Genomic DNA, 24,465 nt, shown 5'->3' on the forward strand with positions numbered 1-24,465 from the left:
GGACATTTTTTCGCTTTCCCCGCCGCGACGTCGCCCGGGTGCCGACGGCGATCGGCCGGTTCCGCACTCCAGGCGGCAGGTCGAGAGTGGCCCCGGCGCTGGTCACCGCCCGCCGACCGGCTCCGGCGGTGGCGGAACGGGTCGACGGGAACGCCCCGACGGCCAGCGTGATCCGCAGCCTACCGCCCGCTTGCCATAGCAGATCAGGGGCGGCCGTGGGGGTTGTCCACAGGCAGCTCCGTTGTCCACAGGTCGGACGCTGCGGTCGGCGCGAACCGGGTCACCCGGCGCAGGGTCTGTCCCAGCACCCCCGACCGCTGGAGGCCGTGATGCCACCCCGTACCTCCCTTCCGCCGTACCGACGACTGCCGTTGTTGGTCACCTCTGACGGTGACCTCCTCGACGAGCTGCTGCGGCTCGCCGCAGCGGGTGGCACCGAGGTGGAGGTGGCCGCCGACCCGGCTGCCGCCCGGTCCCGCTGGCTCCCCGCGCCCCTCGTGCTGGTCGGCAACGACCAGGCGCAGGCGTGCCTGCGGGCCCGGCTGCCCCGACGACCCCGGATGGTGCTCGTCGGGCGGTCAGGTGAACTCGACCCGGGCTGGGAGATCGCCGAACTGATCGGCGCCGAGCACGTCGCCACCCTGCCCGCCGCCGAGCCGTGGCTGGTCGACCGGTTCACCGAGTGCGCGCCGGGCGGCGACCCGGCCGGTCCGGCCCGCACGGTCGCGGTGCTCGGCGGCCGGGGTGGCGCCGGGGCGAGCGTCCTCGCCGGTGGCCTGGCCGTCACCGCCGCCCGTGCCCACCTGCGGACCCTGCTGGTCGACGCGGATCCGCTCGGCGGCGGGCTCGACCTGGTGCTCGGCTGGGAGGATCTGGACGGGCTGCGTTGGCCGTCGCTCACCGACGCCGACGGCCGGGTCGACGCGCCCACCCTGGTCCGCGCCCTGCCGCACCGGGGCGACCTGGTCGTCCTCTCCTGGGACCGGGGCGAGCCGCTGGCCCTGCCCGCGCCGGCGATGGCCGCCACCGTGGACGCCGCCCGGCGGGGCCGGGACTTCGTGGTGGTCGACCTGCCGCGCCAGCTCGACGACGCCGCCGTGATCGCGTTGCAGGCCGCCGACCAGGCGTACGTGGTGGTGCCGGCCGAGCTGCGGGCCACCGCGGCGGCGGCCCGGGTGGTCGCCGCGGCGACCCCGCACTGCGCCGCCCTGGGGGTGATCGTCCGGGGGCCCGCCCCGGGCCGGTTGAAGGCGACCGAAGTGGCTCGGGCACTCGGGCTCCCGCTCGCCGGGACGCTGCGTCCCGAACCGGCGCTGTGCCGGGGGCTGGAACGCGGCGAGGCCCCGGCCGCCGCCGGCCGTGGCCCGCTTGCCGCGCTCTGCCGTCGGCTCGTCACCGAGCTGACCGGGCTGCCCGTGCCAGGTGCGGCATGACCGAGCGGCCCGACGGGTTCGCCGCCCGGGTCCGGCAGCGGATGGCCGACTCGGCGACCCCGGTCACCCCGGCGGCGATCGTCTCCGCCGTACGTGCCGAACCGTCCGCCGCGGTCCTCGGCGACACCGCCGTACTGCGGATCGCCGACCGGGTCCACGACGATCTGGTGGGCGCCGGGCCGCTCGCCCCGCTGCTGGACGATCCAGAGGTCACCGACGTACTGGTCAACGGTGTCCGGGTCTGGGTCGACCGGGGTGCCGGGCTGCACCAGGTGGCGGTGCCGCTCGGCTCGGTCGACGACGTACGCCGACTCGCCCAACGGCTCACCGCCGCCGCTGGTCGTCGGCTCGACGACGGCACCCCGTACGCGGACGCGCGGCTGCCCGACGGCACCCGGCTGCACGCCGTACTGCCTCCGGTGGCGACCGACGGGCCGTACCTGTCCCTGCGTACCTTCCGGCACCGCCCGTTCACCCTCGACGAGTTGGTCCAGCAGGGCACCGTGCCGCATTCGGTGGCACCGGTGCTCGCCGCGTTGGTCGCCGCCCGGCTGGCCTACCTGGTCACCGGCGGCACCGGCTCGGGCAAGACGACCCTGCTCAACACGATGCTGGGCCTGGTGCCGGTGACCGAACGCATCGTGCTGGTCGAGGACGCCGCCGAGCTGCACCCGGTGCACCCGCACGTGGTCGGTCTGCAGGCCAGGACGGCGAACGTGGAAGGGGCGGGCGTGGTCGGGCTGAGCGAACTGGTCCGGCAGGCGTTGCGGATGCGCCCCGACCGGCTGGTCGTCGGCGAGTGCCGGGGCGCGGAGGTGGTCGACCTGTTGGCCGCGCTCAACACCGGCCACGACGGTGGTGCGGGCACCCTGCACGCCAACACCCCGGCCGACGTACCGGCCCGGTTGGAGGCGCTCGGGTTGCTCGGCGGCCTACCCCGGGCGGCGCTGCACGCCCAGGTCACCGCCGCGCTCCAGGTGCTCGTCCAGGTCCGTCGAGGCCCGCACGGCCGGCTGCTGGAATCGATCTGCCTGCTGCTGGCGGAGGGGCCCGACCGGCTGGTCACCGTGGTTCCCGCCTGGGTGCGGGGGCAGGGGGTCGGGCCGGCCGGGCACACGCTGGCCACCCTGCTGCGGGATCGGGAAGTGTCGGTGCCGCCCCTGCTCCACGAACCCTGGCCCGGCGCGGCAGGGCCGGCATGACACCCGTGTCGTGGCTGGTCACGGCCCTCCTGGCCGGCGCAGCCGTGGTGGTCGCCTGGCCGGTACGCAGCAGCCGTCGACGTCGTCGCAGCGTGCTTGGCGCACCGCCGGGCTCCACCGGATCGCCGGGCCCCAGCGGGCCGCCGGACGCCACCGGCTCGATGGGCGTCACCGGCTCGAATGGCGTCACCGCGTCGATGGGCGTCACCGGATCGAACGGCTTCACCGGATCGAACGGCCTCAGCGGGTCGACGGAGACCGGGCGGCCTGCCGGTGCGGCCGGCGACGGCACGGACCGGCAGGCCCCGGCCGAGAGCGGCCGGCCGGCAACCGGCGGGCGAGCGCTCCGGTGGATGGTGTCCGGTCCACCGCGCCGGATTCTGCTGCTGGTCGGGCTCGCGGGAGCCGGTGCGGGCGGCCTCGCCGCCGGGCCGGTCGCCGCCGTACTCCTGGCCGGCTACGGAATGCTCGGGGCGCGCACCGTGCACCGACGGCGGGCGGCAGGGCAGGTCGGCCGGGAGCGCCGCCGCCAGTTGGACCGGCTCGGCGCGCTCGCCGCCGACCTGCGCGCCGGCCTGCCCGTCCCGACGCTCGGCCCCACCGACGCGACATCGGACGCCGACCGCCGCGTCGCCGCGAGCCCGGCTCACGGCACCGGTGACCCCGTCGACGACCGGGCCGGGGAGGACCGGCTCGAACGACTGGCCCGGTCGGCGGTCCGGCTCGCGGACCGGACCGGTGCGCCCCTGGCCGAACTCCTCGAACGGGTCGAGGCCGACGCTCGGGCATTCGACCGGGGACTGGCCGGTGCCGCCGCCCAGGCGGCGGGTGCCAACGCCACCGCGCTGCTGCTGGCCGCGCTTCCGCTCGGCGGCATCGCCCTCGGCTACGGCATCGGTGTCGATCCGCTGGCGGTGCTGCTGCACACCCCGGTAGGTGCGGGGTGTGCCCTCGCCGCGATGGGTCTCCAGACCGGCGGACTGCTCTGGGCCGAGCGGCTCGGCAGCACATCCGGCGGGGGCGGCTGATGTCCCCGGCGGTGTTGTCGGCCGGCTGCCTGGTCGTGGCCGCGTTGCTGGTGGCCGTACCCGGCAGCCGGGCCGGTCGGCGGTGGCACGTCCTCACCGGCCGACGTGCCGGCCGACGCCGGCCGGACTGGTGGCCGGACCGGGTACGACTCGGCGCTGCGCTGGCCGGTCTGGCGGTCCTGGTGCTGGTCGGCGGTTGGCCCGGTGTTCTGGGCGGAGCACTGACCGCGCCGGTGGCGGACCGGTTGCTCCGCCGGATCGAACCGCCCGCCGCCCGACAGAGCCGGTTGCGGGAGGCCGCCGACCTGCCACTCGCCGCCGACCTCCTGGCAGCGGCCATGCGAGCGGGTGCACCGGTCGACCGGTCGGTGCTCGCGGTGGCCGACGCGTTGGACGGTCCGCTGGCGGTCCGGCTCGGCCGGATCGGGCGGACGCTGCTGCTCGGTGGTGAGCCGCAGGAGGCGTGGGCGCACCTCGTTCCGGTGCCCGGGGCGGACCGGGTGGTCGGTGCCGCGCTGCGTTCCTCCCGCAGCGGTGCGGCGCTCTCCGGGGCCCTCACCCGGGTCGCCGACGACCTGCGCGCCGACCGGTCCACGGCGGCGGAGGCGTCCGCCCGACGGGCCGGTGTGCTGATCGTGCTGCCGCTGGGCCTGTGCTTCCTGCCGGCCTTCATTCTCGCCGGCCTGGTGCCGGTGATCGTCGCCGTCCTCGGCGACGTGCTGTGACCCATCATCGAGAAAGGGACAACAGATGCGCAAACTCCTCACCCGGCTGCGCGGGGACGCAGGGATGAACACCGCCGAGTACGCCGTGGGCACCCTCGCCGCCGTCGCCTTCGCCGGCATCCTGCTCAAGGTGCTCACCTCGGGGAACGTGCAGTCGGCGTTGACTGCCGTCATCGATCGGGCGTTGAAGTGAGACCGCGCCGGCCGGCCGGCCGGGACCGGGGTTCGTTCACCGCCGAACTGGCGGCCGGCCTGCCGGCGCTGCTCCTGCTCCTGCTCGCCGGCCTCACCGCAGTCGACGCGGTCACCACGAGGGCGGCCTGCCTGGACGCGGCCCGGGAGGCGGCGCTCACCGCCTCCCGGGGCGGGGACGGCACCAGCGCGGGCACCCGGATCGCGCCGGATGCGGCGGTCGTCTCGATCTCGGTGAGCGAGGGCCGGGTCACCGCCACGGTCCGTGCCCCCGTCCGGGCGCTCGGGGCCCGGCTGCCCCGGCTCACCGTCGAGGCCAGCACGGTCGCCGCCGCCGAACCCGGCTCACCGGAGCCCGCACCATGACCCCGGCCGGGAGCCGCACCGGGGGTCCGACCGAGGGCGGTACTGCGGCGGACCGGGGTGGGGCTACCGTTCTACTGCTCGCCGTCGGCATGGTCTTCGTGCTGGTCGGCGGGTTCGGGGCGGCGATCGGCGCGGCCCGGCTGGCACGGCACCAGGCCCGGGTCGGTGCCGACTTCGGCGCCCTGGCCGGGGCCGGCCAGGTGTGGCAGGGTGCCGAGCCGGCCTGCGCGACCGCCGACGAGTTCGCCCGCGCCAACGCCGCCCGGCTGACCGCCTGCCGGGTGGACGGGCTCGACCTGGTGGTGACGGTCGAGGTGGCGGTCACCCCGCTGCCGGGACTCCGGCGGTTCGCCACCGCCACCGCCCGAGCCGGACCGGTCCGCGGTTGAGCGCGGGACGGGACCGGCCCAAAGGCGGGGAACGAGCCTAAGGCGGGGAACGAGCGCCGGGGTGACGGATGCGGGACCGGCCCGGGGCGGGGAACGGCGATGCCGGGGTGGTGGGCGCGGAACGAGCGCCGGGGTGGCGGGCGTGGAAACGACTGCCGTCCCGGGGCGCACGGCGAGGGGCCGTGTGCCTCGGGACGGTCGGTGGCTCAGCGGCCCTGGAGCGCGTCCAGGCCGATCGCCATGGCGATCACCAGCCGCCGGTCGATCTGCGGGTGCTGCACCTCGACGACGTAGCGGTCCCGCAGCCCCCACTTCTTGATCACGGAGAAGACCGGCTGGCCGCCGGCGGTGAAGTCGAAGTGGTACGGCAGCCACGACAACGAGTCGACGAACCGGCGCAGCAGCGCCACCGGCATGCTGCGCTCCTGGCCGGTGATCTGCGGCAGGCCGGCCTGCTCGACGTGCCAGGTCGAGCGGAGCAGCGACTGGGCGAAGTCCTTGCGGAACAGCCCGATCGGCGTACCGGCGTGGTCTGTCACGTCGTACGTGGCCCCGAGGTCGAGCCGCTGACGGGCCTTGAACCCGAGCAGTGGGTGCTGCTTGGAGTCGTCGGTGTAGATGGTGACCTGCTCCTTGAAGGCGAGCCGCTTCTGCTGCGCGAACGCCAACAGTTCGCCCTCGGTGCCGTCCGCCGCCACGGCCCGGACCTCGTACTGGTTGACCATCATCCGAATCCGCTGCCGAACGTGGAACTGGTGCTGCGTCTGCAAACTGTCGAGCTGCATGAGAACTCCTCCGAAGGGTGCGCCGGAGTCTCGCACAACCCGACGGTCACCGCCCGCCTTCGACGGCTGCCTTGAGCGCCCAGGCGTTGAGCACCTGGTGGATACCGCGCAGCCGTTCGTTGATCTGGTCCAGGCGTTCCGCCTGAGCCAGGCTCGCCAGCGCGGCACCCAGCGCGATCAGCTGGTCGGGGGTGAGGTTGTCCTGGTCGATGGTGTAGAGCAGGTCGACGGTCTCGGCGATGGTGTCGGCCACGGCTTCTCCTCCGGGGTCGGGAAGAACGGCAGGGTCGGCGGGGAGGCAGCACTTCCCATTATCGATGGAAGCGCTCCCATGCATCAATGCCCAGATGTCACCCGGCTCATGCGTGGATCGCGGAATCGAGCACACCTGGCCCGTCCGGCAGGCCGACCGGCCCGCCGGACGGGGCGGCGGTCAGCCCCAGGGGTCCAGCGGGACGCTGGACGGTTTGGCCTTGGCGAGTTCGTTCTCGAAGGTGCCGTCCTTGATGCCGAAGGTGGCGCTGCCGAAGTTGTGGCCCACCAGCCGGTCCCGGAAGCCTGGCGGGTAGTTGTCCCACCCGATCAGCGGCGGGTACTGCCACGCGCCCTTGTGGTTCTCCGGCAGCTCGCCGAAGCCCGCGTGGCGGAACGCGTGCGTGCTGCCGCCGTCCTTGTGGTACACGACCTTCGGGTGCTTGCCGGTGTCGTCCCACGGCACGTCGTTGCGGTGCTTGATCTGGTACTTGCCGTGCGCGGAGGTGGCGACCCACATGCCCCACTCGCCCTGCACCCACACCACCACGTGCTCCCAGTCGTGCCGGTGGCCGGCGCTGCCCGGCCCCAGGGACGCCTGGTCCTTCTCGAAGTAGAGGGTGTACATGTAGGCGCACCAGCCGTTGTTGCACTTGACCCGCGAGTAGGCGTTGGTGTTGTCGAGGTCCCACGAGTCGCGGCAGTGGCCGTTCTCGGCGCCCCCGAGGGCCAGGCCCGGGGCGATCGTGCCGTCGCTCCCGATGGCGGGGGTCGGGTAACAGCCGTCCCCATCGTAGTCGAAGGCCGGCTCGTACGTGCGGTCCGACCACGGCGCGTTCCAGTCGAGGGCCGGGGGAGGGTCCGCGAAGGCGACGCCCGGCACGCTGAGGAGCAACGCGAGGGTCGCCACCGATGCGCTCACCGCGTAGGACAGCCGGCCGAACCGGCGACGGCTCCGGCGGACATCCGACGGCGCGTCGTCGGATGTCGCTCCGGGGGGTGTCTCTCGCATCGGCGCTCTCCCTGTGGATGTCGACGGATCGGTGGGACGCTACCCCGACAGCATCGACCATTGACGATCAGTTCGCATCAGTTGACGCGCACGGAGCTACCCGCTCGGCCGAGCCTGGCGGGCGCGGGCCGGACCCACCGCCAGCCGGGCGGCGACGCGGGTCTACCGGTCGGCCGGGCCCGGCTGGGTGGGTGCGCAAGCGCCTGCGGGGAGATTGGCCAGGACCACGTCGAGGACCCGGACCGCGTCCGGCTTGGACAGCGGGTTGTTGCCGTTGCCGCACTTGGGGGACTGGACGCAGGACGGGCAGCCCGACTCGCAGCCGCACTCGACGACGGCGTCCCGGGTGGCGCCCAGCCAGGCCGCCGCCGTCCGGTAGGCCCGCTCGGCGAAGCCGGCCCCGCCGGGGTGGCCGTCGTAGACGAACACGGTGGGCACCTCGGTGTCCGGGTGCAGGGCGGTGGACAGGCCGCCGATGTCCCACCGGTCGCAGGTCGCCATCAGCGGCAGCAGCCCGATCGCGGCGTGCTCGGCCGCGTGCAGGGCCCCCGGCACGTCCGCCGCCTCGACGCCGGCCGCCGCCAGGGACTGCGGGGAGAGGGTGAACCAGACCGCGACGGTCCGCAGCTCCCGGGCCGGCAGGTCCAGCGGCCGGGTGTCGATCACCTCGCCGGAGGCGATCCGGCGGCGCTGGTACGAGACCACCTGACTGGTCACGTCCACCTCGCCGAGGAAGAGCCCGACCGGCCCGGCGTCCAGGTAGGAGCGGACCGACACCACGGACAGCGAGGTGACGTCGCGGGCGTGGGTGGACCAGTCCGGTTCCTCGACGTGCACCAGCGCGCAGCCGTCGTCGAGGTCCAGCGCGTCGACCACGTACGAGACGCCCTGGTGCAGGTAGACCGCCCCGGGGTGGACGAGGAAGTGCGCCGAGCCGCCGTCGACGGTGCCGAGCAGCCGCCCGGTGGACGCCTCCACCACGCAGATCGGCGTCCCGCCCTCGCCGCGCAGGTCGACCTCGGGTCGCTCCCGGTGCCGCCAGTACCAGCCGCTGGGCCGCTGCCGCAGGTCACCGGCCCGGACCAGGTGGTCGACCGCCTCCTTCGCCCCGTCGCCGAAGAGATCCAGATCGGCCGGGGTGAGCGGGGACTCGGCGGCGGCGCAGGCGAGTTGCGGGGCGAGCACGTACGGGTTGGCCGGGTCGAGCACCGTTGCCTCGACCGGCCGGCCGAACAGCGCCTCCGGGTGGTGCACCAGGTAGGTGTCGAGCGGGTCGTCCCGGGCCACCAGCACCGCGAGCGCCTCGCCGCCGGAGCGCCCGGCCCGTCCGGCCTGCTGCCACAGCGACGCCCGGGTGCCCGGCCAGCCGCAGATCAGCACCGCGTCCAGCCCGACCAGGTCGACGCCGAGTTCCAGCGCGTTGGTGGAGGCCAGCCCGAGCAGGTCACCGTGGAGCAGGGCCCGTTCCAGCGCCCGGCGTTCCTCGCGCAGGTAGCCGGCCCGGTAGGCGGCCACCCGCTCGCCGAGGCCGGGCACCGCCTCGTCCAGCGCCCGTCGGGCGTTCGCGGCGACCACCTCCGCGCCGCGTCGGGAGCGGACGAAGGCGAGGGTGCGTACCCCCTCGGCGACGCTGTCGGCGAGCAGGTCGGCGGTCTCCCGCAGCGCCGACCGGCGGACCTGGGTCAGGTCGTCGGCGACGGCGACGGCGTCTGCCGGGGGTGGCAGCAGCGGCGGTTCCCAGAGCGCGAAGGTGACCCCGCCGCGCGGCGAGGTGTCCTCGGTGACGGCGGTGACGGGCAGGCCGGTGAGCCGCCCGGCGGTCACCGCCGGGTCGCCCGACGTCGCCGAGGCGAGCAGGAAGACCGGCCCACCCCGCGCGCCCCCGACCGCCGGACCGGTGCTGCCCCGGTCGCCGACCGCCGGGCCGGCGGTGCCGCGCCGGCCGATCGGTGGCTGGCTCGGGAGCCGCCCGAACTGGGCGCACCGCCGCCGTAGCCGACGCAGCACGTGCGCCACGTGGGAGCCGAAGACGCCCCGGTAGGTGTGGCACTCGTCGACGATCACGTACGTCAGCCGGCGCAGGAACCCCGACCACTGCGCGTGCCCGGGGAGGATGCCGTGGTGCAGCATGTCCGGGTTGGTGAGCACGAACCGGGAGTGCCTGCGGATCCACTCCCGTTCGGTGCGCGGGGTGTCCCCGTCGTAGCAGGCCGGGCGTACCCCGTCGAGTTCCAGGCCGGCGACGGCGCGGAGCTGGTCGGCGGCCAGCGCCTTGGTGGGGGCCAGGTAGAGCACCGTGGCCCGGGGGTCGGCGAGCAGGGTGGCCAGCGCCGGGAGTTGGTACGCCAGGGACTTGCCGGACGCGGTGCCGGTGGCCACCACGACGTGCTGCCCGGCGTACGCCAGCTCGGCCGCCTCGGCCTGGTGCCGCCACGGGGCGGTCACGCCGTGGCGGGCGAACGCCGCACGCAGCTCCTCGGGGGCCCACTGCGGCCAGGGCGCCTGCTCCCCGGCGCGGGCCGGAACCCGCTCGACGTGGGTGACCGGATCGGTCGGGTGCCGGGTACGCAACCTGCGCAGCAACTCGGCCGGCGGTCGCCCGGTGCCGGGGCCTGCGGATACGGTGGCTGCGGGGTTCACGTCCTGCACTCTCGCACTGGTGTTCGGTGCTGAACAACCGGGCCGGTGGGTATGGAGGAGCCTCCGCCGGTGACCTCGCCGGGGCCTCCGGCGGGGATGGTTAGATGCCCAGGAGAGTTTACGGCTCTCGGAGGAGGACTGATGGAGCTGTCGCTGGCGACCCGCACGGTGGGGGAGCACACGGTGCTCGAGGTCGGCGGTGAGGTGGACGTCTACACCGCGCCCCGACTGCGCGAACGGCTCCTGGAGTTGATCGACGGTGGTGCCCGACGGGTGGTCGTCGACCTGGGCCGGGTGGACTTCCTGGACTCCACGGGCCTGGGCGTGCTGGTCGGGGCCCTGAAACGGCTGCGTTCGGCCGGGGGTTCCTTCGCCCTGGTCTGCGGCAAGGAGCCGCTGCTGAAGATCTTCCGGATCACCGCCCTGGACCAGGTCTTCCCCCTGCACCCGACGGTGGACGCGGCGGTCGCCGCCGACCCCGCCGGCTCCGGCGCGTGATGGCGACGGTCCGGCTCTCCTTCTCGCCGGCACCGGTGCACGTGCGCACCGCCCGCCTGGTCGGTGTCGCCGTGGCCCGCCGGGCCGGGGTCCGGGAGGATCTGCTCGACGAGGTGCGGTTGGCCATCGGCGAGGCGTGCACCCGGGCGGTCGCCCTGCACCACCAGTACGGCCTGGCCGAGCCGGTGCTGGTGGAGATGTCCGACTCCGGAGCGTACGCGGTGCGGGTGGTGGACCGGGCGCCGATCGAGGCGGGTCTGGGCCTGGCCGCGTTGAACGCCGACGAACTGGCCAACGAGGCGCTGACCGACGAGGCGCTGACCACCGGCGTGGGCTTCGCGCTGCTCGCCGGTTTCGTGGAGGATCTCCAGGTTCGCCCGGTGGCCGAGGGCGTCGGGACCGAGGTCCGGATGGTGTGGCCGATCGGCCGCTGATCGTCACTCTCCGCATAAGAGGCCGTGACCCCTGGTGGGTCGCGGCCTCGTGGTGTCGATGGCCTCCTATATCAGATTTTTCCTCATAACACAGTTACAGAGATCATCCGGACACGGCGTCCCCCACGTGTGACCTCCAACACTGGCCAGGGCTACAGTCTGTGGGTTGTCAGCACGTGATCCTTCCCGCAGCCAGCGAATATGGATGTTGATCATCTTCTCGTCGGGGTGGGCCGGAGCACGTGCGCCACCGCATCCAGGCGTCGGTCATACGTCCACTGGCCGGCGCGACAGTGTTCGGTACAGGAGGACATAGATGTCCGGGACCTTGGCCGCAGAGGGCGGCGCGCTGTCCCTCACCGGAGAGAACCTGACGTACGTCGTCATCGCCGCGGTCATCGCGCTGGTGGCACTCGTCTTCGCCGCCGCCTTGACCAAGGCCGTGCTGGCAGCCGGTAAGGGCACCACCAACATGCAGGAGATCTCCGGCGCGGTGCAGGAGGGCGCCTCCGCCTATCTGCTCCGGCAGTTCAGGACGTTGGCGATCTTCGTGGTCGTCGCCGTCGTACTGCTCTTCCTGCTGCCGGTGCACGACACCGACGGCAGCGAACTGGCGGTGAAGATCGGCCGATCGGCGTTCTTCGTGGTCGGTGCCCTGTTCAGCGCGTTCATCGGCGGTGCCGGCATGTGGCTGGCCACCCGCGCCAACCTGCGGGTCGCCGCCGCGGCCCGGGAGGCGGCCGGCGGCCGGGAAGCCGCCATGAAGATCGCCTTCCGGACCGGTGGCGTGGTCGGCTTCCTCACCGTCGGGCTCGGCCTGTTCGGCGCGGCGATGGTGGTCGTCCTGTTCAAGGGCGACGCACCGACCGTGCTGGAGGGCTTCGGCTTCGGCGCCGCCCTGCTCGCCATGTTCATGCGGGTCGGCGGCGGCATCTTCACCAAGGCCGCCGACGTGGGTGCCGACCTGGTCGGCAAGGTCGAGCAGGGCATCCCCGAGGACGACCCGCGCAACGCCGCCACCATCGCCGACAACGTGGGTGACAACGTCGGCGACTGCGCCGGCATGGCCGCCGACCTCTTCGAGTCCTACGCGGTCACGCTGGTCGCCGCGCTGATCCTCGGCCGCGCCGCGTTCGGTGAGGACGGCCTGGTCTTCCCGCTGATCATCTCCACCATCGGGGTGCTCATCGCCATCGTCGGGGTCTTCATCACCCGGCTGCGCACCTCCGACCGCAACGGGCTGACCGCCATCAACCGGGCCTTCTACCTCTCCGCGGTGCTCTCCGCGGTGCTGGTCGCGATCGCCGCCTACCTCTACCTCCCGGCCACCTTCGGCGAGTTCGAGGGCGGCCTCACCGACGTCGACCAGAACCCCCGGGTGGTGGCCATCGGCGCGGTCGTCATCGGCATCGTGCTGGCCGCCGCCATCCAGGCGCTGACCGGCTACTTCACCGAGACCAACCGCCGTCCGGTGCAGGACATCGGCAAGAGCTCGCAGACCGGCGCGGCCACCGTCATCCTCGCCGGCATCAGCGTCGGCCTGGAGTCGGCGGTCTACTCGGCGCTGCTGATCGGCGCCGGGGTCTTCGGCGCGTTCCTGCTCGGCGGCAGCTCCATCACCCTGTCGCTGTTCGCCGTGGCGCTGGCCGGCACCGGCCTGCTCACCACCGTCGGCGTGATCGTCGCGATGGACACCTTCGGCCCGATCTCCGACAACGCGCAGGGCGTGGCCGAGATGTCCGGTGACATCGACGCCGACGGCGCGCGGATCCTCACCGAGCTGGACGCGGTCGGCAACACCACCAAGGCGATCACCAAGGGCATCGCGATCGCCACCGCCGTGCTCGCGGCGACCGCGCTGTTCGGCTCGTACACCGACACGCTGCGCACCGCGTACGGCGACGCGGGCGTGGGTGACGTCGGCACCGAGATCCTCAACGCGCTCAACGTCGCCAACCCGCGCAACCTGGTCGGTCTGATCATCGGTGCGGCGGTGGTCTTCCTCTTCTCCGGGCTGGCCATCAACGCGGTGTCCCGCTCGGCCGGCGCGGTGGTGATGGAGGTCCGCCGGCAGTTCCGTGAGCTGCCCGGGATCATGGACGGCACCCAGCGCCCCGAGTACGGCAAGGTCGTCGACATCTGCACCCGGGACGCGCAGCGCGAGCTGATGACCCCCGGCCTGCTGGCCATCCTCGCCCCGATCGCGGTCGGCTTCGGCCTCGGGCCGGGCGCGCTGGCCTCGTACCTGGCCGGGGCGATCGGGGCGGGCACCCTGATGGCGGTCTTCCTGTCCAACTCCGGTGGCGCCTGGGACAACGCCAAGAAGCTGGTCGAGGACGGCGCGTACGGCGGCAAGGGCTCCGAGTCGCACGCGGCCACCGTCATCGGCGACACCGTCGGTGACCCGTTCAAGGACACCGCCGGCCCGGCGATCAACCCGCTGATCAAGGTGATGAACCTGGTCTCGCTGCTGATCGCGCCGGCCGTGGTGGCCTGGAGCGTGGGCGACGACCGGAACACCCCGCTGCGCCTGACGATCGCGGTGGTCGCCACCCTGATCGTGGTCGCGGCGGTGGTCTTCAGCAAGCGCAAGGGTGTCGCGATGGACTCCACTCCGGACGGTGGCGGCACCGGTGCGGGCAACGACCCGCAACGGGTCGAACCGGTCAACGCCTGAGTGCCGACGCAGCGGGCCCCCGGCCGCCCCGGGGGCCCGCTGCAACCGGGGTCACCAGCGCGAAACCTGACCGCTGGCGCAATCACCCGGAGGCCGTACGCTGCATCGCATGCGTACGTGTCGGGCGAGTGCCGCCGGAAAGCTCACGGTGGTCCTCGCCACGTTCGTACTCGTCGTCGCCGGCTGCGGTGGAGGGCCCAGCCCTCGGGCCTGGGCGGCCTCGGTGTGTGAGGCGCTCACCCCGTGGCGGGCCGAGATCAGCAAGCTCACCAGCAGCACCCACCAGCAGATGACCGCGCAGACCACCCCGGCGCAGGCGAAGGAGAACCTGGTGCGGCTCTTCGCCGGTGCCGAGGAGGCGAGCGAGACCGCCCGCCGCCGGATCGCCGACGCGGGCATCCCGGAGACCGACCACGGCGACGAGGTGTCGAGCGGGTTCCGGGCCTCCCTGGAGAAGATCAGGGACGCCTACGGCCGGGCCGGGGACACCATCGACGCCCTGGACACCGGGCAGGTCACCGCCTTCTACGACGGCGTCCAGGCCGCGGTGGACAAGCTCAACCAGGAGTACGACGCGAGCGCGCTGGACACCGGGCGGCTCAACTCGGAAGAACTCAAACAGGCCTTCGACGAGGTCCCGGAGTGTCGCTGAGTCGTACCGACCCGCCCGGGGAACCGGTGCGTCAACTGTCGCTGTTCGGCACCGAGGCGGCCGATCCGTCCGTCGCCGACCTGGCCGGCCTGCTCGCCGGCCCGGGGGAGGTGCACCGGATGGGACGTACCGCCCGGCTGTCCGTCGTGGTCGACGCGGCCTGGCGGGTGCACGTGCTCGTCGCCGAGCTGGCCCGGCGAGGGCTCGCCGCGAGCTGGGAGTCGACCGGGGCGTCGGTGCCGACCGGAGCATCGGATGCGACCGAAGCATCGCATTCGACCCGGGCGTCGGATGCGACCGGGGCGTCGGAAACGACCGGGGAGGCGGTGGCGACCGGGGAGGCGGTGGCGACCGGGGAGGCGGTGGCGACCGGCGCGGCGGGGTCGACCGGGAAGGCGGCGGTGGAGGGCCGCGCGGCCGTCACCGTTCAGCGCTACGTCGTGCGTACCTCGTACCTGACCACCCTGGCCCCGCTGGCGACGGCCTGGCTGGCCGGCGGGATCAAGCGCCCACCGACCCATTTCCATCTCAACGGCCGGCGGCTGCGCCTGTGGTTGGCCGCCGCCGGGGCGGCCGACGACGCTGGCCTGCTGTTACGCCTGGACCCGCGCGACGAGCCGTGGTGGCCGGTGGTACGGGCGGCGCTCGCCGTGGTGGGCCTACCGGCGGCCCTGCTGGAGGCGGAGGCGGGCGGGCCGGCGTACCGGATCGGCGGCCGGCGGCTGGCCCGGCTGGCCGAGCTGGTCGGCGACCGCCCGCCGGCCGCCCCCGCCGACCTCTGGCCGTGACTGCCCCGCCGGGCTCCGACGTGCCGTGACCGCTCCGACGGCCGTGACTGCTCCGACGGGCTCGGACCGCCCGGCCGCCACTGGCCCGGCCGGCCGTGACCGGGCTCGGGAGGTCATGATCGACTTGACGGGGGCGATATCGCGGTGTCGGCATGATCCCGATACCGCGATGTCGGCCCACGGGAGTCGATCACCGGGGGCCGCCGGGGTGTCCGATCGCGTACAGTAGGCCGATCGTATCGCTGTGTGAACAGTCGGGTGGGTCCAGGTCGGGAGGCCGTCATCGTCACCGTGGCCCACTTCGGGGCCTACCCACGGTGTACGGTGTCGCCGTCCGGCCGGTGAGGCCCGCGCGGCGTCGGTGGTGCCGCCGCGCGGACGCTGTTTGCCGCCCCCAGGACCCGAAACCTGGGCGGCGCGTTACGTTGGACATCCGGACCGACGGCGGTCCGGCGGGCGCAACGCGGCCCGAATCGGGCCTGGAGCTGGAGTGAGGTCGGGGAGAGACGTGCCGAGCAAAGCTGGAACCACCCGTCTGGTCATCGTCGAGTCACCGGCGAAGGCCAAGACGATCTCGGGCTACCTCGGCCCGGGGTACGTCGTGGAGGCCAGCTTCGGCCACGTCCGGGACCTCCCCCGCAACGCCGCCGACGTGCCGGCCAAGTACAAGGGTGAGTCGTGGGCCCGGCTCGGGGTGGACGTCGACAACGGCTTCCACGCCCTCTACGTGGTCTCCGCCGACCGCAGGCAGCAGATCAACAAGCTGGTGAAGCTGGCCAAGGAGGTCGACGAGATCTTCCTGGCCACGGACGAGGACCGCGAGGGCGAGGCGATCGCCTGGCACCTGGTGGAGACCCTCAAGCCCAAGGTGCCGGTCAAGCGGATGGTCTTCCACGAGATCACCAAGCCGGCCATCCAGGCCGCGGTGGCCAACCCCCGGGAGATCGACCGGAATCTGGTCGACGCCCAGGAGGCCCGCCGCATCCTCGACCGGCTCTACGGGTACGAGGTCTCCCCGGTGCTGTGGAAGAAGGTCATGCCGAGGCTCTCGGCGGGCCGGGTGCAGTCCGTGGCGACCCGGATCGTGGTCGAGCGGGAGCGCCAGCGGATGGCCTTCCGGACCGCCGAGTACTGGGACATCCTCGCCACCCTCGCGGTGGCGAAGCCGGGCGAGGGGCCGCGCACGTTCAACGCCACCCTGGTCGCCCTGAACGGTGACCGGATCGCCACCGGCAAGGACTTCGAGCCGACCACCGGCCGGGTGCGGCCCGGCGCCGGCGTGGTGCACCTCGACGAGAGCGGGGCACGTGGCCTGGCGGCCCGCCTGGACGGGCGGCCGTTCACCGTCACCCGGGTCGAGGAGAAGCCCTACCGTCGTCGCCCGTACGCGCCGTTCATCACCTCCACCCTCCAGCAGGAGGCGGCCCGCAAGATGCGGTTCTCGTCCCAGCAGACGATGCGCACCGCGCAGCGGCTCTACGAGAACGGCTACATCACCTACATGCGTACCGACTCGGTGAACCTGTCGGAGACCGCCATCGCGGCGGCCCGCCGGCAGATCGTCGAGCTGTACGGCGAGCGCAGCGTGCCGCCGGAGCCGCGCCGCTACACCGGCAAGGTGAAGAACGCCCAGGAGGCGCACGAGGCGATCCGCCCGGCGGGGGACAACTTCCGTACCCCGGGCGACGTGGCCAAGGAGCTTTCCGGCGAGGAGTTCAAGCTCTACGAGCTGATCTGGCGGCGCACCATCGCCTCGCAGATGACCGACGCGGTCGGCTCCAGCGTCTCGGTGCGCATCCGGGCGGTCTCCGCCGCTCAGGAGGAGGCCGACTTCGGCGCCACCGGCAAGACCATCACCGACCCGGGCTTCCTGCGCGCGTACGTCGAGTCCAGCGACGACGAGAACGCCGAGGCGGAGGACGCCGAGCGTCGGCTGCCCACCCTGGTCAAGGACCAGCCGCTGACCGCCGACGAGTTGGCCGCGCAGGGCCACCACACCCAGCCGCCGTCCCGGTACACCGAGGCGTCGCTGGTCAAGGCGCTGGAGGAACTGGGCATCGGCCGACCGTCGACGTACGCGTCGATCATGCAGACCATCCAGGACCGTGGCTACGTGACCAAGCGGGGCCAGGCGATGATCCCGACGTTCCTGGCGTTCGCGGTGATCGGGCTGCTGGAACGGCACTACCCGCGCCTGATCGACTACGACTTCACCGCCACCATGGAGAACGAGCTGGACGAGATCGCCGGTGGCGACCACGCCGCCGTCGACTTCCTCACCGCGTTCTACTTCGGCAGCAGCAACGGCACCGGTGACCAGGCGATCGCCCACGCGGGCGGGCTGAAGAAGCTGGTCACCGAGAACCTCAGCGAGATCGACGCGCGCAGCGTCAACTCGATCCCGCTCTTCACCGACGACGAAGGCCGCGAGGTCGTCGTCCGGGTCGGTCGCTACGGGCCGTACCTGCAACGGGAGCTGCCCGGCGAGCAGCCGACGCCGAAGGTCGACGGCGAGGAGGGCGGCCCTCAGGGCGACCGGGCGCCAATCCCGGAAGGGCTGGCCCCCGACGAGCTGACCCCGGAGAAGGTGCACGAGCTGTTCCTCGGCGGTGGCGGTGAGCGCAAGCTCGGCGACGACCCGGCCACCGGGGAGCCGATCGTGCTCAAGTCCGGCCGGTTCGGCCCGTACGTGTCCAGCGGCGAGCGGAAGTCGTCGCTGCTGCGTACGCAGACGCCGGACTCGCTCACCCTCGACGAGGCGTTGAAGCTGCTCAGCCTGCCCCGGGTGATCGGTGTCGCCCCGGACGGTGGCGAGGTCGTGGCCAACAACGGCCGTTACGGCCCGTACGTCAAGCGCGGTGACGAGTTCCGCTCGCTGGACTCGGAAGACAAGATGTTCACCGTCACCCTCGACGAGGCGCTGGCCCTGCTGGCCGCGCCGAAGACCCGCCAGCGTCGGGCCGCCGCGCCGCCGCTGCGGGAGATGGGCATCGACCCGCTGACCGAGAAGCCACTGGTGATCAAGGACGGCCGGTTCGGGCCGTACGTCACCGACGGGGAGTTCAACGCGTCGCTGCGACGCGGGCAGACCCCGGAGGAGCTGACCATCGAGCAGGCGTCCGAGATGCTGGCCGAGAAGCGGGCGAAGGGTCCGGCACCGAAGAAGGCGGCGGCGAAGAAGGCCCCGGCGAAGAAGGCCCCGGCCAAGAAGGCGACGGCGGCCAAGGCGACGGCGGCGAAGAAGACCACGGCGGCGAAGAAGACGGCCGCCACGGCGAAGAAGACGCCGGCCCGCAAGGCGGCCCCGAGGAAGGCCACGGCGGCGGCCGACGGAGAGTGAGCCCGCGCAGCGGGCCCCCACGTGCGGCAGGGCATGACCTAGTCTGTCGCGGTGTCCAAAGTGGAGGGTGCGGGCGGCAGGCCGGTGAAGGTGGCGGGCATCGTCGCTCTCGTCGTGGCCGTGCTCGCCGGAGCGGGGTTGGTCGTCTGGCGTGCCGGCTGGATGCGGGACGACTCGGGCGGTGACGTGCCGGGTGTCGGGGCGGGCGTGCCGGTCGTCGGTGCCGGCCCGGTGGCGACCCCCGCCGACCCGACGGTGCGGCGGGACTCCGCCGGCCGTCGGCTGTTCACCATCCTGGGCGCCGGTGACGTGTTGGTGCACCCGGAGCTGACCAGCCAGGCCCGTCGGGACGCCGCTCGCTCCGGGCACCCCGGCTCGCTCGACTTCAACCCGCTGTTCCGGCAGGCACGCCCTGCGATCTCCGACGCCGATCTGGCGATCTGCCACCTGGAGACGCCGTTGGCCACGCCGGCCGGGCCGTTCGTCGGCTTCCCGAAGTTCAGCGTCCCTCCACAGGTGGTGGACGCGATCCGGGGCGCCGGCTTCGATGCCTGCTCGACCGCCTCCAACCACACCATCGACCAGGGTGAGGCGGGGGTGAACCGCACCCTGGCCGCGCTGGACGCCGCGAAGATCGGGCACACCGGCAGCGCGCGTACCAAGAAGGAGGCGCTCACCCCGCGCATCTACACCAAGAACGGGGTACGGGTCGGGCACCTGTCGTACGCCCTGCACTTCAACGGCCTCCAGCGGTCGGCGGGCAAGGACTGGATCGCCAACCTGATCGAGCCGACGAAGATCGTCGCCGCGGCACGGAAGGTACGGGCCGCCGGCGCGGAGATCGTGGTGCTGAGCCTGCACTGGGGCACCGAGTACGAGCACCTGCCGGACGCCAAGCAGGAGCAGTGGTCGAAGGTGCTGATGGCGTCCCCGGACATCGACCTGATCCTGGGCCACCACGCGCACGTGGTGCAGCCGATCGAGAAGATCGGTCAGAAGTGGGTCGCCTACGGGATGGGTAACCAGGTCGCCCGGCACCTCGAACCGATCTTCGCCAACCGGGAGGGGGCGATGAGCCGGTTCACCTTCACCGAGGCGGCCAAGGGAAAGTGGCGGGTCACCTTGGCCGAGGCCATCCCGACCTGGATGGACCTCAACCCGGACATCCGGCTCGTGGATCTGCCGGCCGCGCTGGCGGACCCGACGACCCCGGCGAACCGCCGGGCGGTCTACCAGGCTGCCCAGGACCGCGTCCGGGGCCACCTGCTGGCGCGGGGTGGAGCAGCGGATGGTCTGAAGATTCTCGGCCCGGTCACCGAGGCGGCCACGCCGAACGGGTGAAACACCGGCCCGAACCTCCAATTCGTCCGGTAGCTGATCACTCCGTCCAGCCCGCGAGGGGTGCGCCTTGCTAGCCTCGCACGCTGGGTAAGGGGAGGAACGGGGATATGGGTAGTTACTGTCCGATGTGGATAGACGGATGACCCGCACGCCACAGGGGGATCGGCCGGACGCCCGCCGGTCGGGTGGCGAGCAGGCGGAACTCGCCCGCTGGCGTCTGATCAGCCTGGAGAAGCAGCTTCCGCAACCGCGCCTGCTGACCGGAGTGGGAACCCCGGCGCTGGTGGCCGCGCTGCTGCTTACCCTGCTCGCCATCTTCGCCTTCGCCTACCTGAGCCGGACCAGCCCGGCCGGCGTGCCACGGGCCGTGGCCGAGTCGCAGCGGCAGTTCGTCAACGAGATCTCCCGTGGCCTCAACAACTCGGTCGATCGCAGCCGGGAGGAGTTCGCGCGTACCGCGACTGCCTACAACGAGCGGCCGGACCGGGCCGCCGCGCAGCTCGCCGCGCTGACCAAGGACCAGCCGAAGTGGCGGGGCGTCGGCGTCTTCGACGCCGGCGGAAAGTCCAGTGTGGCCACGGTCGGCCAGCCGGTCACCCTGCCGGCCGGCGTCGCCGCCGGACGGGTCGCGGTGCCGGTGGTCGAGGGCAACGACCCCCGGCTGCTCCTGGTCGAGCCGCTGTCCGACGGCCGGCTGCTCGTCGCCGAGCTGGACCTGCACATCCGTACCCTCCGGCTGGACCCGAAGGCGAAGCAGGCCGTCCTGATCGCCATGCCCGGCGGCGGGCGGTCCCTGGTGCAGGGTGCGCCGATCCAGGCCGATCCCGCGCTGGACGAGCTGATCGCCGGGGCGGTCGGCGCGACCTCCGGCGAGCCCACCGCCACCCGTACCGGCGCGCCGGCCGCGTCCGTCGCCGACAAGGGCCCGGCCACGCCGGTGGCCCCGCTGGTCACCGCGGACGCCGTCGGCAAGCTCGGCGTCGTCGTCGTCTCCCTGGTGTACTCCCCGATCACCGACTCCGCGGTCACCCGGGAACCGCTGGTTGCGGCGCTCGCCCTGCTGGTGGCCGCCGGCGTCGTGCTGCTGATCCTCCAGCTCGGCCTGGTCCGGCCGGTACGGCTGCTGCTCGCCTACGCCAAGGCGGTGGCCTCCGGAAACTCCACCGATGGACCGCCACGGACCGTGAACGCCCAGGTCAACCGGATCGCCTCGGCGCTGACCGGGCTCGCCGCCCAGCAGGGCGGCGCGGCGGCGCGGCGAGACTCCGGCACCGGTGGTGTCCCTGCGGGTGTGGCGGTCGTCGCGGCGGTCGTCGCCGTGCTGTCGGCCGCTGGCGGGATCATGGCCACCCTCGCGCCCAACGAACAGGACCTTCCGGGCCAGGTGGTCCGGGACTCGGAGAACCAGGTCGGGTCCGTGGCCGCAGCGATCGGCGACACCCTGGACAACGGGTACACCAAAGTCGTCCTGCTCGCTTCGGACAACCGTAAGGCAAGCACCAAGCAGATGCGCCGGGTGCTGGGCCGCCTGCTCGACGAGAACAACCGGTTCCGCAGCGGCTACCTCGTGTCGGTGGACGGCAGCGTGGTCACCAGCGTGGGGCGGGCCCCACTGCGGCCTGCCGGCCCGGTGCCGGGCGAGGGCGGTGTGGTGCTGCACGACGTGCAGGGCCGGCTGCCGATCGTCTACGCGTACACGCTGCTGGCGGACGGGCGGTCGCTGGTCGCCGAGTTCGACGTGCGCTACCTGACCCGGCTCCTGGAGCGGGTGGACGGGCGGCTGCGGGTGCTCGACGTGGACCAGCGGGACATCCTGGACTCGGACGGCTATCTCGCCTTCGAGCAGATCTCCGTCCCGCAGGTGCGCAGCGCGGCGGCCGAGGCGCTCACCGGCACGTCGTACGCCCAGGTGACCGAGGTCGACGGCGACCGCAAGCTGTTGATCGCCGCGCCGGTGGCGCTGGAGGGTTCGGCGGCGCAACTGGAGTGGACGGTGGTGGCCGAGCGTCCGGTCACCGACTACGCGCTGCCCGGCAACGAACTGCGCCAGGGTGCGCTGCTCGTGGTGGTCATCGCGGTGGGCATCGGCCTGTTGCTGTTCAGTTGGTACTACTTCTTCCAGCTCCGGCCGCTGCGCAACCTGTCCCGGGAGGCGGCTGCCCTGGCCGGCGGGAACACCACCCGGGTGATCTCGCCGCGCTGGCACGACGACATCGGCGCGGTGGCGGTCTGCCTGGAGGTGTGCCGCCAGGCGGCGGTCCACGGCGAGCAGCGGCTGGGTGGCGCGGCGCGACTGCGGGGGACCGAGGGCATGCCCACCGCGATCATGACGAAGGTCCCCGAGCGGCGAAAGGCGGGCAGCCGCGGCGGCCGGTCGTCCCGAGTGGGGGACTGAGGTGCTCTTCCTCTACCTGGTGTTCCTTCTTGCCTGCCTGGGATTGCTGCTGGGCGGCATCATCGAACAGCGCAACCACCACCGCAGCCTGCACAGCATCCCGCACCGGGTGCTGGTCAACGGCATCCGCGGTAAGAGTTCGATCACCCGGCTCACGGCCGGCGCGCTGCGCGGCGGCAGGCTCGTCGTGGTGGCCAAGACGACCGGCACGGCGGCCCGGTTCATCTTCCCGGACGCCAGCGAGGAGCCGGTCTACCGGAAGTTCGGCATCGCGAACGTGGTCGAGCAGATCGGCATCGTCCGTCGGGCCGCCGCCTACTACCCGGACGTACTGGTGATCGAGTGCATGGCGGTCATGCCGCCGCTGCAGGAGCTGAACCAGACCAAGCTGATCCAGTCCACCATCGGCATCCTCTGCAACGTCCGGGAGGACCATCTCGCCGAGATGGGGCCGACGCTGGACGACGTGGCCCGCTCGCTGAGCCGGTCCATGCCGGTGGACGGCGTCTGCGTCACCGCCGAGTCCGACCGCACATCCTTCAGGAGGAAGCCGACAAGCGGTCCTGCAAACTCATCTCGGTCGACCCCGAGTCGGTCACCGACGAGGAGATGAAGGGCTTCACCTGGACCACGTTCAAGGAGAACGTGGCCATCGCCCTCAAGGTGGCCGAGCTGCTCGGGGTGCCCCGGAAGGCGGCGCTGACCGGCATGTGGACCGCCCCGCCCGACCCGGGGGTGCTCAGCGTCGAGGAGTACCGCAGGGGCGAGAAGTCACTGCGCTTCGCGAACATCTTCGCCGCCAACGACCCCGAGTCGACCTTCATGAACATCCAGCAACTGGAGGAGCAGGGGTCCATCCCGCGTCCGTTGCACGTACTGATCAACTGCCGGCCGGACCGGGTCGAACGGAACGGCCAGATGGGTTCGCTGATCTCCCGGATCGACCCGGACAAGATCATCCTGATCGGCGAGCCGACGCGGAGTGCCCGCGTCAAGATCGACGACGGGTGGCAGGACCGGGTGGTCGACCTGGGCGGCAGGATCGGCGCCCAGGAACTGCTCGACGGCGTGCTCGCCAGCATCGACGGCTTCGCCTCGGTGTTGGCGATCGGCAACATCCACGGCCAGGGGGAGATCCTGCTCGCCCAGCTCGGCGGCCTGGACCGGCCCGTCGCCCAGGACCGGCCCGCGACGCCCGTTCTCCAGGACCGGCGGCCCGCGATGCCCGCCGTCCAGGACCGGCCTGCGACGCCCGCCCGGCCCGCTGCCCAGGACCGGCCCGCGATGCCCGCCCGGCACGCGTCGCCGGAGCCGGTACGCGCCGGCCAACCCGTCGGGCCGCCTCCCGTCGGGCCGTACGGCGACCCGGCGACCCGGCCGTACGACGTGTCGGACCGGTACAGCGCGCTCTCCCCTGAGCAGCTGGACCGGGACAGCGCCGGTTCTGCGGGGCTGCAGGACCTGTACGACGCGGTGGACCCGCACGGCACCCCCGGCCGGCCTGTCGAGTACCCCGGTCCCGCGCCGCGCCGCCCGCAGCAGGCACCGCCGCCGGGGCCCGTGCCGCAGTCGGCTCGGCCGCCTCGGCAGGTCCCGCCGTCCTACGGTCCGCCGCCCGAGCAGATGCCGCCGCCCGGGTACGACCCCGACCGGACCCTGCCCGCCCAGGCGGTCGTCCGAGGGTGGGGGCCGACCCGGCCGCCCGTCCCCGGAGCCGAACGCCCCGATCCTGATGCTGATCCACCACCACCACCGTCACCGCCGCCGCAGCGGCCGTCCGTCTACCGGAGTGCCCCATGACCAACGGAGAGTTGACGCCCGAGTTGTCGACGCTCTGCCTGGGTGTCGGGCTGGTGCTCGCGCTGGCCTGCTACCTCACCACCAACCTCTCCCCGGGCGGCATGATCACGCCCGGCTGGCTGGCGCTGGCCCTGGTCGAGGAGTACTGGCAGGTGGTGGTGATCATCGCGATGACCGGGGTCACCTGGGGTCTCACCAAGGTCATGCAGCGAGTGGTCATCCTGTACGGCAAGCGGCTGTTCGCGGCGATCGTGCTGCTCAGCGTGCTGCTCCAGACCACTCTCTTTCTGATCATCCAGCAGGACTTCCCGCTCCTCTTCTCGCATCAGACCCTCGGATTCGTGGCGCCCGGCCTGATCGCCTACCAGTTGGTCCGCCAGCCGCCGGTGGCGACGATGCTGGCCACCGGCGCGGTCTCCGTGGGTTCGTACCTGATCATCGTCAGCGGCATCCTGGCCGGCCTGGTGCCGGTGAGCTGACGAGTCCGAGCCGACCGCGCCGACCGAGCCCACGGAA

General features: G+C 72.9%; 22 protein-coding genes. 18 read left to right on the forward strand and 4 right to left on the reverse strand.

Annotation, left to right across the window (positions count from 1 at the left end; all coding sequences use genetic code 11):
* Positions 1-329 precede the first annotated feature (329 nt).
* The 7 genes from ssd to ACIG87_RS14980 are packed head-to-tail and all read left to right on the forward strand — an operon-like array spanning position 330 to position 5,335.
* Positions 330-1,433 carry a septum site-determining protein Ssd gene (gene ssd, locus ACIG87_RS14950; RefSeq protein ID WP_396851059.1) on the forward strand — a complete coding sequence of 368 codons (1,104 nt, stop codon included), beginning with the start codon at positions 330-332 and terminating at the stop codon, positions 1,431-1,433.
* Positions 1,430-2,635: a TadA family conjugal transfer-associated ATPase gene (locus tag ACIG87_RS14955; protein ID WP_396851060.1), complete on the forward strand. Its 1,206-nt coding sequence runs from the start codon at positions 1,430-1,432 to the stop codon at positions 2,633-2,635. The genes ssd and ACIG87_RS14955 overlap by 4 nt, the downstream gene beginning before the upstream one ends.
* Entirely contained in the window at positions 2,632-3,663 is a 1,032-nt protein-coding gene (locus ACIG87_RS14960; RefSeq protein WP_396851061.1) for a hypothetical protein, read from the forward strand. Before ACIG87_RS14955 ends, ACIG87_RS14960 begins: the two co-directional genes overlap by 4 nt.
* On the forward strand, positions 3,663-4,388 hold the full coding sequence (locus ACIG87_RS14965; protein ID WP_396851062.1) for a type II secretion system F family protein: 726 nt from the start codon (positions 3,663-3,665) through the stop codon (positions 4,386-4,388). The genes ACIG87_RS14960 and ACIG87_RS14965 overlap by 1 nt, the downstream gene beginning before the upstream one ends.
* Before the next feature lie 25 nt (positions 4,389-4,413).
* Positions 4,414-4,581: a DUF4244 domain-containing protein gene (locus ACIG87_RS14970; protein ID WP_013283643.1), complete on the forward strand. Its 168-nt coding sequence runs from the start codon at positions 4,414-4,416 to the stop codon at positions 4,579-4,581.
* Entirely contained in the window at positions 4,578-4,946 is a 369-nt protein-coding gene (locus tag ACIG87_RS14975; protein ID WP_396851063.1) for a TadE family type IV pilus minor pilin, read from the forward strand. Before ACIG87_RS14970 ends, ACIG87_RS14975 begins: the two co-directional genes overlap by 4 nt.
* Positions 4,943-5,335, forward strand: coding sequence for an Rv3654c family TadE-like protein (locus tag ACIG87_RS14980; protein ID WP_396851064.1), 393 nt, complete (start codon positions 4,943-4,945; stop codon positions 5,333-5,335). The genes ACIG87_RS14975 and ACIG87_RS14980 overlap by 4 nt, the downstream gene beginning before the upstream one ends.
* A 206-nt stretch (positions 5,336-5,541) precedes the next feature.
* On the opposite strand, the gene ACIG87_RS14985 is transcribed toward ACIG87_RS14980, so the two are convergent.
* The 4 genes from ACIG87_RS14985 to ACIG87_RS15000 form a co-directional block, all read right to left on the reverse strand.
* Positions 5,542-6,120 (reverse strand): hypothetical protein, encoded by a 579-nt coding sequence (locus tag ACIG87_RS14985; protein WP_396851065.1) that lies wholly within the window; start codon positions 6,118-6,120, stop codon positions 5,542-5,544.
* A 46-nt stretch (positions 6,121-6,166) separates the two neighbouring features.
* Entirely contained in the window at positions 6,167-6,373 is a 207-nt protein-coding gene (locus ACIG87_RS14990; protein WP_396851066.1) for a hypothetical protein, read from the reverse strand.
* A 180-nt stretch (positions 6,374-6,553) separates the two neighbouring features.
* Positions 6,554-7,384, reverse strand: coding sequence for an NPP1 family protein (locus ACIG87_RS14995; RefSeq protein WP_396851067.1), 831 nt, complete (start codon positions 7,382-7,384; stop codon positions 6,554-6,556).
* A gap of 162 nt (positions 7,385-7,546) precedes the next feature.
* Positions 7,547-10,033, reverse strand: coding sequence for a DEAD/DEAH box helicase (locus ACIG87_RS15000; RefSeq protein ID WP_396851068.1), 2,487 nt, complete (start codon positions 10,031-10,033; stop codon positions 7,547-7,549).
* Positions 10,034-10,165: 132 nt separating this feature from the next.
* Between ACIG87_RS15000 and ACIG87_RS15005 the strand changes: the two genes are divergently transcribed.
* The 11 genes from ACIG87_RS15005 to ACIG87_RS15055 all read left to right on the forward strand — a co-directional run bounded on the left by ACIG87_RS15005 (position 10,166) and on the right by ACIG87_RS15055 (position 24,428).
* Positions 10,166-10,522, forward strand: a complete 357-nt coding sequence (locus ACIG87_RS15005; protein ID WP_067300370.1) for an STAS domain-containing protein — start codon at positions 10,166-10,168, stop codon at positions 10,520-10,522.
* Entirely contained in the window at positions 10,522-10,956 is a 435-nt protein-coding gene (locus ACIG87_RS15010) for an ATP-binding protein (protein ID WP_396851107.1), read from the forward strand. Before ACIG87_RS15005 ends, ACIG87_RS15010 begins: the two co-directional genes overlap by 1 nt.
* Before the next feature lie 316 nt (positions 10,957-11,272).
* Positions 11,273-13,633 carry a sodium-translocating pyrophosphatase gene (locus ACIG87_RS15015; protein ID WP_396851069.1) on the forward strand — a complete coding sequence of 787 codons (2,361 nt, stop codon included), beginning with the start codon at positions 11,273-11,275 and terminating at the stop codon, positions 13,631-13,633.
* A gap of 109 nt (positions 13,634-13,742) precedes the next feature.
* Positions 13,743-14,285: a hypothetical protein gene (locus ACIG87_RS15020; RefSeq protein ID WP_396851070.1), complete on the forward strand. Its 543-nt coding sequence runs from the start codon at positions 13,743-13,745 to the stop codon at positions 14,283-14,285.
* Positions 14,276-15,073, forward strand: coding sequence for a hypothetical protein (locus ACIG87_RS15025; protein ID WP_396851071.1), 798 nt, complete (start codon positions 14,276-14,278; stop codon positions 15,071-15,073). Before ACIG87_RS15020 ends, ACIG87_RS15025 begins: the two co-directional genes overlap by 10 nt.
* A gap of 508 nt (positions 15,074-15,581) precedes the next feature.
* Complete coding sequence (gene topA, locus ACIG87_RS15030) at positions 15,582-18,413, forward strand: type I DNA topoisomerase (RefSeq protein WP_396851072.1); 2,832 nt, start codon at positions 15,582-15,584, stop codon at positions 18,411-18,413.
* Between the two features lie 51 nt (positions 18,414-18,464).
* On the forward strand, positions 18,465-19,754 hold the full coding sequence (locus ACIG87_RS15035; RefSeq protein WP_396851073.1) for a CapA family protein: 1,290 nt from the start codon (positions 18,465-18,467) through the stop codon (positions 19,752-19,754).
* Between the two features lie 139 nt (positions 19,755-19,893).
* A complete protein-coding gene (locus ACIG87_RS15040) occupies positions 19,894-22,149 on the forward strand; it encodes a cache domain-containing protein (RefSeq protein WP_396851074.1) in 2,256 nt (751 codons plus the stop codon).
* Between the two features lies 1 nt (position 22,150).
* Complete coding sequence (locus ACIG87_RS15045) at positions 22,151-22,762, forward strand: hypothetical protein (RefSeq protein ID WP_396851075.1); 612 nt, start codon at positions 22,151-22,153, stop codon at positions 22,760-22,762.
* Positions 22,759-23,949 (forward strand): hypothetical protein, encoded by a 1,191-nt coding sequence (locus ACIG87_RS15050; protein WP_396851076.1) that lies wholly within the window; start codon positions 22,759-22,761, stop codon positions 23,947-23,949. Before ACIG87_RS15045 ends, ACIG87_RS15050 begins: the two co-directional genes overlap by 4 nt.
* Positions 23,946-24,428 (forward strand): poly-gamma-glutamate biosynthesis protein PgsC/CapC, encoded by a 483-nt coding sequence (locus ACIG87_RS15055; RefSeq protein ID WP_396851077.1) that lies wholly within the window; start codon positions 23,946-23,948, stop codon positions 24,426-24,428. Before ACIG87_RS15050 ends, ACIG87_RS15055 begins: the two co-directional genes overlap by 4 nt.
* Positions 24,429-24,465 lie beyond the last annotated feature (37 nt).

The sequence above is a fragment of the Micromonospora sp. NPDC051925 genome, from assembly GCF_044548625.1.
GTDB lineage: Bacteria > Actinomycetota > Actinomycetes > Mycobacteriales > Micromonosporaceae > Micromonospora.